The organism is Nonomuraea aridisoli, assembly GCF_003236395.1.
Taxonomy (GTDB): Bacteria; Actinomycetota; Actinomycetes; order Streptosporangiales; family Streptosporangiaceae; genus Nonomuraea; species Nonomuraea aridisoli.
Genome location: NZ_POUD01000352.1, coordinates 1 through 8,429 on the forward strand (window position 1 = coordinate 1; position 8,429 = coordinate 8,429).

Here is an 8,429-nt window from a genome sequence, read left to right on the forward strand (position 1 = left end):
CCTCCAGGTCCTCCTGTGACACCGCCCGCGGGCCCGCCCCCGGGCCCTCCGGTGGAGCCGTCCTCAGGGCCGCCTCCGGGCCTCCCGGTGGAGCCGCCCGCGGGGCCGCCGGTGTTCCAGGCGTTCACGCCGGTGACGCCGCCCGCGAACGAGGCCAACGGCGAGCCGGAGCGCCCGTACCAGCCGTTGAAGGACGTCTCCCAGACGCGGCGCTGCTTCCGGCAGCCGGACGGACGGTGGTGGCTGCGCATCGACGTGACGGCCGAGCAGCTCGCCGGAGGCGAGTGCCCGCTGCCGACCGGGTTCGCCGCCTATCTGGGGCTGTCGCCGGGTGAGACCAAGACGGTCAGGAGCGCGGCGGGCGAGCTGACGATGACGTGGCACGGCCGGCCGGCGCTGGTCTCGATCGCGCAGCTGCTCGTGGACGTGGGCGCCAAGGAGGGCGGACACCTGTTCCTGACCCTGTCGGACGAGGGCGTGCTGCGGGCCAGGCATCTGCCGGTCGCCGCGCAGGGCGCCGAGAAGATCACCAAGGCGCTGCGCCTGGTGGGCTACACGGCGCCGGGCGGCACCAAGGAGCAGGCGGCGCGGGTGATCGCCACGAGGATCGGCATGACGGGCCCCGTCCCGCTGCCGGACCTGCTCGCCAGGCTCCGCGAGCGCGGGGACCGCGACCTGCTCGAACTGCTGGACTGAGCCGGTGCCGCGGCTCGCGATCGGCCCAGAATTCCCCAAGGAGCTCAGCGCCCTGGCTCCGGCGGTGCGCAGGGACGCCGTGGTCGCGCTGCGCCGGTTCCTGCTGAACGTCGCGGGCGCCCCGCACCCCGAGCGGGTGAGGGGCGCCAGGGATCCGCGGGTCGCGACCCTGCGCCTGACGCAGGGCCATCGCGGGGTCGTGGTGCGGCAGCGGGACGTGTACTGGCTGCGGACGGTCCTGCCCGACCCGGACGCCTGGTCGTACGCCCGCCGCCACCGCTACGGCGTCAACCCGGTGATCGGGGTCGTCGAGGAGTGGGACGCCGAGGCCCTGGAACGGGTGGAGCCTGCGCTGCGCAGGTCGGCGGGCAGGTCGGGGCTGTTCGACCCGATCTGCGACGGCGACCTGCTGGGCCTGGGCCTGGACGTGAACGCGCTGCCGCTGTTCCGGCTGATCACGACCGAGGCGGATGTCGCCGCGCTGGAGCCGCTGCTGCCGCCCACCCAGCACGTCCCGCTGGCGGTGCTGGCCCGGGGCGGCACGCTGGCGGAGGCGTGGCGGGCGCTGGAGGCGTGGCGGGCCTCGGCCGAGCCGCTCGGCCCGATCGACGCCGAGGACCTGCACGCCGCGCTGCTGCGCAGTCCCGACCGGGCGGTGTTCGTGCCCGACAAGGTGGCGCTCGACCGGGTGCTGCGGGCGCCGGACTGGTGCACGTTCCTGCATCCGCCGCAGCACCGGCTGGTCAAGGCCCTGGGGTACGAGCACCCGGTGCTGGTCGTGGGCGGGGCGGGGACCGGCAAGAGCGTCGTCGCCCTGCACCGGGCCGCCCATCTGGCCGTCCACGGGGCCGGGCCGGTGCTGCTGGTGACGTTCTCGCAGAGCCTGGCCGAGGAGCTGTCGGCCAAGCTGGACCTGCTCCTCGAGGACGAGGTGGTGCGCAAGCGGGTCGAGGTCGACAACCCGGAACGCCTCGCCCTGCGGATCGTGACCGACGCGGAGGGCCGCCGCCCGGCGCTGGTCGGCCAGGGCGCGAGATCGCTGGCCGAGCTGACGGACGACGCATTGCGGTTGCTCTCTCTGGCAACCGGTGATCTGCTCGACGATGTGGACCCCGGGCAGAAGCCGTACCGTCACATCGTGGTGGACGAGGCACAGGACATCAGCCCGGCGCAGTGGCGGCTGCTGCGCGCCGCGGCGCCCCACGCGCGCGACGACCTGTTCATCGTCGGCGACCCGCACCAGCGGGTCACCGACACGCGGGTGGCGCTGGCCACGGTGGGCATCCCCGCCGAGCACCACACGCTCGGGGTCTCCTACCGGCTCCCCCACGAGCTGCTCTCCTTCGCCGTACGGCTGCGCGGCGGCGGCCTCTCGACCGGCCTGGTGCGCGGCGCGACCGATATGTACGACCTGAGCGCCGTCCGCAACGGCGAGCGCCCCGACGTCAGGGCGTACGCGACCTGGGAGGCGGAGCTGGCCGGGTTGCGCGCCACGGTCGAGTCGTGGCTGGCCGAGGGGGTGGCGCCGGCCGAGATCGCCGTGGGCGCGCGCACCCCGGGGCTGGTGCGCGAGGTGCGGCGGGCGCTCGACGGCCTGGAGGTGCGGGCGGCGACGTTCCAGCATCTGAAGGGGCTGGAGTTCGAGCGGGTGGCGCTGGCCGGGGTGGCGGAGGGCGTGGTGCCCGAGCCGCAGCCGGAGGATCCGCCGCAAGATCCTTACCTACGGGCTCGTGCGCTGCAGCGCGAACGGAGCATACTGTTCGTCGCCTGCACCCGCGCCCGTTCGAAGCTTTATATCTCCCATTCCGGAAGAGGGAGCCCGTTTCTACCCCTCTGATCACATAGTCTGAACTGCGGATATCTCTCCTTTGCCGGTTGGACGTCAATGAACCTCAGCCTGAGCGACCTCTCGCCACCCCTGCGCTGGACCTCCCCTGGTCAGATCGCGCCGATCGTCGAGGAGCCCCAGCTGCCCGAGGCATGGTGGCAGGCGATCCCTCTCGACCGGGCGTGCGCCATCGTCGGCATGCAGACCGTGGCGGGCCACCTGGCCGACCTGGCGGTGGCCTGCTGGGGGCATCTCATGCTCGGCGACATCCTGCCGCTGCTGCGGTTCTCCGACCCGGCCGAGGCCGAGCGGACGCCGGAGATGCTCGGCAAGGACGTGGTGCAGAAGTTGTTCACCGGCGTGTTCGAGCGGCTGCTGGAGCCGGCGGCGGACGCGGTGCCCGCGCCGGCGCGGCCCGATCGGCCGCTGCCCGAGCTGATCGACGAGCTGTTCGGGGCGCTGGACGACCGGCAGCGGGCGATCTCGCGCGACCGCCTGTACGCCGAGCAGCGCGCCACGCTCGACGAGCTGGCGCAGCGGTTCTCGGTGACGCGCGAGCGCATCAGGCAGATCGAGCGCGACCTGCGCGACCACATCGAGGCGTGGCTCGGCAGGCCGGAGGTCGCCCCGCTGGTGGCTCACCTCGCCTGGCTGCGCGGCCGGCTCGGCTCGGCGGTGCCGGCCGACGACCTCCAGGCGGCCGTGCCGTGGCACGGCACCGAGCTGCGCGCCCTCGGCATCCCGGCCTGGCGGTTCGTCCGTACGCTGCTGACCGGTTACGAGCAGGCCGAGGGGTGGCTCGTCGCGGGCGGGGCCGACGAGCTGCGGGAGAAGACGCGCCAGTTGTTCACCGACGGGCCGCGCCCGCTCGCCGAGGCCGTGACCATGGTCTCCCAGCTCGGGGTCCGCGAGGACGTCGCCGAGCGGTGGATCCTCGCCACCCCGCAGCTGCGGGTGCTCGGCCGGCACGTGGTGCCGTGGCCGCGCAGCATCAACGAGAAGGCCGAGGCGGTGCTGGCGGTGGCGGGCACGCCGCTGTCGCCGGAGGAGATCCAGGAACGCATCGGCGAGGACTACAGCCTGGTCGGCATCCGCAACCAGCTCACCGCCGACGACCGCTTCCTGCGGGTCGACCGCAACAAGTACGGCCTGACGCGCTGGGGCGGCGACGAGTACCTCGGCATCAGGGAGATGATCGCCAGGGAGATCGAGCGGGCCGGCGGCGAGGCGTCGGTGAGCACGATCGTGACGAACCTGACCTCCCGCTACGACGTCAGCGAGAGCTCGGTGCGCGCCTACTCGGGCGGGCCGGGGTTCGAGCGGACGCAGCGGGGCTGGATCCGGGTGGCGGGCACCTCGCCGAGCGGGGAGGTGACGTACCAGCCGCGCAAGGACGTCTCCGAGACCCGGCGCAGCTTCCGCTCCCGCGACGGCCGCTGGTGGCACCGGGTCGACGTCAACGCCGAGCACCTGCGCGGATCGGGCTCGCCGCTGCCCACCGGGTTCGCCGCCTACCTCGGGATGGCGCCGGGCGGGCAGCTCACCGCCTCCGCGCCGTCCGGCGACGTGGTGATCAGCTGGCACAACCAGCCCACCATGGGGTCGATCAGGAACGTGCTGGCCGAGTACAACGCGCGCGAGGGCGACCACGTCTTCCTGACCGTCTCCGACGGCGGCGAGCTGCTGACCCGTTACCTGCCGGCCGCGCCCGTGGCGATGCCGCCCATCAACCGGGCCCTCTACCTGCTCGGCTACACCGCTCCGGTCGGCTCGGAGCTGGAGGGCCTGCGGCTGATCGGGGCCCGGATCGGGCTGCCCGACACAGTCGGCCGCGAGGAGGTCCTGGCCAGGCTGCGCGAGCGCGGCGACCGCGACATCCTCGCCTACCTGGGGGCGTAGGGCCGGCCGCGGTCCCCGACTAAGCTCGGGGGATGTTGCGGATCTACGACACGCGCGCCAGGCAGGTCGAGGAGATCGAGGCCGATCGGGCGGTACGCATGTACACCTGCGGGCCGACCGTCTACCGTCACGCCCACGTGGGCAACCTGCGCACGTACGTGCTGTCCGACCTCATCAGGCGGGTCCTGGAGCGGCGGCGGGTGCGGGTCGTGGCCTGCCGGAACATCACCGACGTCGGGCACCTCGTCGAGGACCCGTCGGGCGACGGCGAGGGCACCGACGAGGACAAGGTCGTCGCGCAGGCGCTGGCCGAGGGGCGCTCGCCGCGTGAGCTGGCCCGCCACTACGAGGACGCCTTCGTCGCCGACACCGCCGCGCTCAACCTGCGGCCGCCGGAGCACGCGCCGCGGGCGAGCGAGACCGTCGACCTGATGATCGAGCTGATCGCGCGGCTGGTCGAGCGGGGTCACGCGTACACGGCGCCGGACGGGTCGGTCTTCTTCGACGTCCAGAGCTTCCCGTCGTACGGCGAGATATCGGGCAACCGGCTCGACGCGCTCAGGCCCGCGCACCGCATCGAGGCCGTCGACCCGCGCAAGCGCTTCCACGCCGACTGGGCCCTGTGGAAGCCCGGCGACGGCGAGCTGACCTGGGACACGCCCTGGGGCCGTGGTTTTCCCGGCTGGCACGTCGAGTGCTCGGCCATGTCGCTGCGCTTCCTCGGCTCGCGTTTCGACCTCCACCTCGGGGGCATCGACCTGCGCTTCCCGCACCACGAGGACGAGCGCGCCCAGTCGAACGCGGCGACCGGCCACGAGGTCGTCCGCCACTGGGTGCACGGCGAGCACCTGCTGTTCGACGGGCGCAAGATGGCCAAGTCGACGGGCAACGTGGTGCTGCTGTCGGACGTCGTGGCGGCCGGGCTCGACCCGCTGGCCGTGCGGCTGGCGTTCCTGGAGCATCGCTACCGGCAGCAGCTGAACCTCACGTGGGACACCCTGCGGGCCGCCGACCGCACGGTGCGCCGGTGGCGGGCGCGGGTGGCGGAGTGGTCGGAGTCGCCGAGCGCCCCCATGGCCGCCGCGTACGCCGAACGCGTCGAGTCCGCCTTCGACGACGACCTGGACACGCCGGCGGCGCTGCGCATCCTGCGCGAGCTGGAGCGCGACGAGACGGTGGCGCCGGGGGCCAAGTTCGAGACGTTCCTCCATCTCGACCAGGTGCTGGCGCTCGACCTGTCGTCGGAGATCGGCAAGCCGAAGGTGCTGCCGCCCGGGGCGGCCGAGTTGCTGGCGGCCAGGGAGCGGGCACGGGAGTCCGGCGACTGGGCGGCGTCCGACCGGCTGCGCGACGAGCTCGCCGAGATGGGCGTCCGGGTGTCCGACACCCCGGAGGGCCAGATCTGGGCCTGACATCTCCTACATGGCGGCGCGTCCGGAGGAGTGATCGCGGGCTGTCAGACTTGATCCCAGTTCGGGGACAAGGAGGTGTCGGTGAGGCCCTATGCGTGGATGCCGTGGCCTTTGCGGTGGTTCGCTCGGGTGTTAACCGTTCTTCTCGCGCTGGCGGTCGTGCTGGCAGCGGTTGGGGTGTACACCGTGCGGAGATCGTTCCCGCAGGTGGATGGGGCCGTACGGCTGCCGGGGTTAGGGCAGAACGTCGAGGTTTATCGGGATAAATCGGGAATCCCGCATATTTATGCCGACACCGCGACCGACCTCTTCATGGCCCAGGGCTACGTCCACGCCCAGGACCGCTTCTACGAGATGGACTTCCGCCGGCACACCACCGCCGGCCGCCTCTCGGAGCTCTTCGGCGCGGCCACGCTCGACAACGACAAGGCGCTGCGGACGATGGGCTGGCGCCGGGTCGCCGAGCAGGAGCTGCCCCTGCTCGACCAGTCGACCCGCGACTACCTGACCGCGTACGCCAAGGGCGTCAACGCCTGGCTCGACGCCCACCCGAACGCCTCCGACCGCAGCCTCGAGTACTCCATCCTGAAGATCCAGAACGGCTCCAGCCGGCCGGAGAAGTGGACCCCGGTCGACTCGCTGGCCTGGCTCAAGGCCATGGCGTGGGACCTGCGCTCCAACATGGAGGACGAGATCGACCGGGCCCTCGCGCTGACCAGGCTGCCGAGGGAGCGGGTCGACCAGCTCTACCCCGGCTACCCGTACGACCGGCACCTGCCGATCGTCAACCAGGGCACCATCGACCGCAACCGCTTCGACCAGCAGGTCGAGCCCCGGCTGCGGGCCGGCGACGCGCTCACCCGGGCGGCCGGGACGCTCGACGCGGTGCCGAGCACGATGGGCACGGCCGACCGCGACGGCCTCGGGTCGAACTCGTGGGTGATCTCCGGCGAGTACACCGCGAGCGGCAAGCCGCTGCTCGCCAACGACCCGCACCTGGCCGCGCAGATGCCGTCCGTGTGGTACCAGGCGGGGCTGCACTGCCGCGAGCTCACCGCGGAGTGCCCGTACGACGTGACCGGGTTCACCTTCTCCGGCCTCCCGGGGGTGGTCATCGGGCACACGGACAAGATCGCGTGGGGGTTCACGAACCTGGGGCCGGACGTGTCCGACCTCTTCCTGGAGCAGGTGGACGGCGGCACGTACCTGTACAGGGGCCAGCGGCTGCCGCTGGAGACCCGCACGGAGCAGATCAAGGTGGCCGGGGGCAGTCCGGTGACGATCACCGTCGAGAGCACCCGGCACGGCCCGCTGATCGACGACGTGATCGGCGGCGCCCGCCCCACCGGCGAGGCGAACGCCGTGGCGCTGCAGTGGACGGCGCTGACCCCCGGCCGGACGGCTGACGCGATCTTCCTGCTGAACCGGGCGACCGGCTGGGAGGACTTCCGGGCGGCGGCCTCGCTGTTCGAGGTGCCGGCCCAGAACCTCGTCTACGCCGACACCTCGGGCACCATCGGCTACCAGGCGCCGGGGCGCATCCCCGTGCGCGAGAACGGCGACGGCACCCTGCCCGTCCCCGGCTGGACCGGCGAGTACGACTGGAAGCCCGCGCCCATCCCGTACGACCAGCTGCCGTCGGTGCGCAACCCGGCCGACGGGTTCATCGTCACGGCGAACAACGCCGTCATCGACCCCAACCGGTACCGGCCGCTGCTGACGAAGGACTGGTCGTACGGCTACCGCTCCGAGCGCATCCGCACCCTCATCGCGGAGGCGATCCAGCAGGGGCCGATCGACGCGGCCGTCATGTCACGCATCCAGCAGGACACCCACAACGGCTTCGCCGACACGCTGATCCCGGCGCTGCAGCGGGTGGACCTGGCCGGCCCCGGGGTCGCCGCCAGGGAGCTGCTGAAGACCTGGGACCGGCGGCAGGACCTCGACTCGGCCGCGGCGGCGTTCTTCAACGCGGTCTGGCGGCAGGTGCTCGTGCTGACGTTCGACGACGACCTGCCGGAGGCGGCGCGGCCGACCGGCGGCGACCGCTGGTACGAGGTCGTCAGGCGGCTGCTGGAGGTCCCCGACGACCCGTTCTGGGACGACGTGACGACCCGCGACCTCAAGGAGACCCGCGACGACATCCTGCGTCAGGCGATGGCCTCGGCCTACCAGGAGCTGGCCGACCGGCTCGGCGCGGACGTCAAGGCGTGGCGCTGGGGCGACCTGCACGGCCTGGAGCTGGTCAACGACTCTCTCGGGACCTCGGGCATCGCGCCGGTGGAGGCGCTGTTCAACCGCGGGCCGCTGCGGGTGCCGGGCGGCAAGGACGCGGTGAACGCCACGGGCTGGAACGTTCAGACGGGTTACGCGATCACCTCGGTGCCGTCGATGCGCATGATCGTCGACCTGTCGGACCTGGACAAGTCGCAGTGGATCAACCTGACCGGCGCCTCGGGGCACGCCTTCCACGACAACTACTGGGACCAGGCGGCGGCGTGGGCCCGCGGCGACCTGCTGCCGATGTACTCGACCCCGCAGGCGGTCAGGAAGGCCGCGGTCCACACCCTCCGACTGACCCCCTGACTCACCCC

General features: G+C 72.6%; 5 protein-coding genes. All 5 read left to right on the plus strand.

Annotated features, from left to right (window positions below; translation table 11 throughout):
* The first annotated feature begins 87 nt into the window (after positions 1-87).
* Complete coding sequence (locus C1J01_RS43430; RefSeq protein ID WP_111184868.1) at positions 88-696, plus strand: hypothetical protein; 609 nt, start codon at positions 88-90, stop codon at positions 694-696.
* Between the two features lie 4 nt (positions 697-700).
* Complete coding sequence (locus C1J01_RS43435; protein ID WP_111184869.1) at positions 701-2,533, plus strand: UvrD-helicase domain-containing protein; 1,833 nt, start codon at positions 701-703, stop codon at positions 2,531-2,533.
* Positions 2,534-2,581: 48 nt separating this feature from the next.
* Complete coding sequence (locus C1J01_RS43440) at positions 2,582-4,423, plus strand: sigma factor-like helix-turn-helix DNA-binding protein (RefSeq protein ID WP_111184870.1); 1,842 nt, start codon at positions 2,582-2,584, stop codon at positions 4,421-4,423.
* Between the two features lie 32 nt (positions 4,424-4,455).
* On the plus strand, positions 4,456-5,835 hold the full coding sequence (gene cysS, locus C1J01_RS43445; protein WP_111184871.1) for a cysteine--tRNA ligase: 1,380 nt from the start codon (positions 4,456-4,458) through the stop codon (positions 5,833-5,835).
* A 99-nt stretch (positions 5,836-5,934) separates the two neighbouring features.
* Positions 5,935-8,421, plus strand: a complete 2,487-nt coding sequence (locus tag C1J01_RS43450) for a penicillin acylase family protein (RefSeq protein ID WP_111184872.1) — start codon at positions 5,935-5,937, stop codon at positions 8,419-8,421.
* The last annotated feature ends 8 nt before the right edge of the window (positions 8,422-8,429 follow it).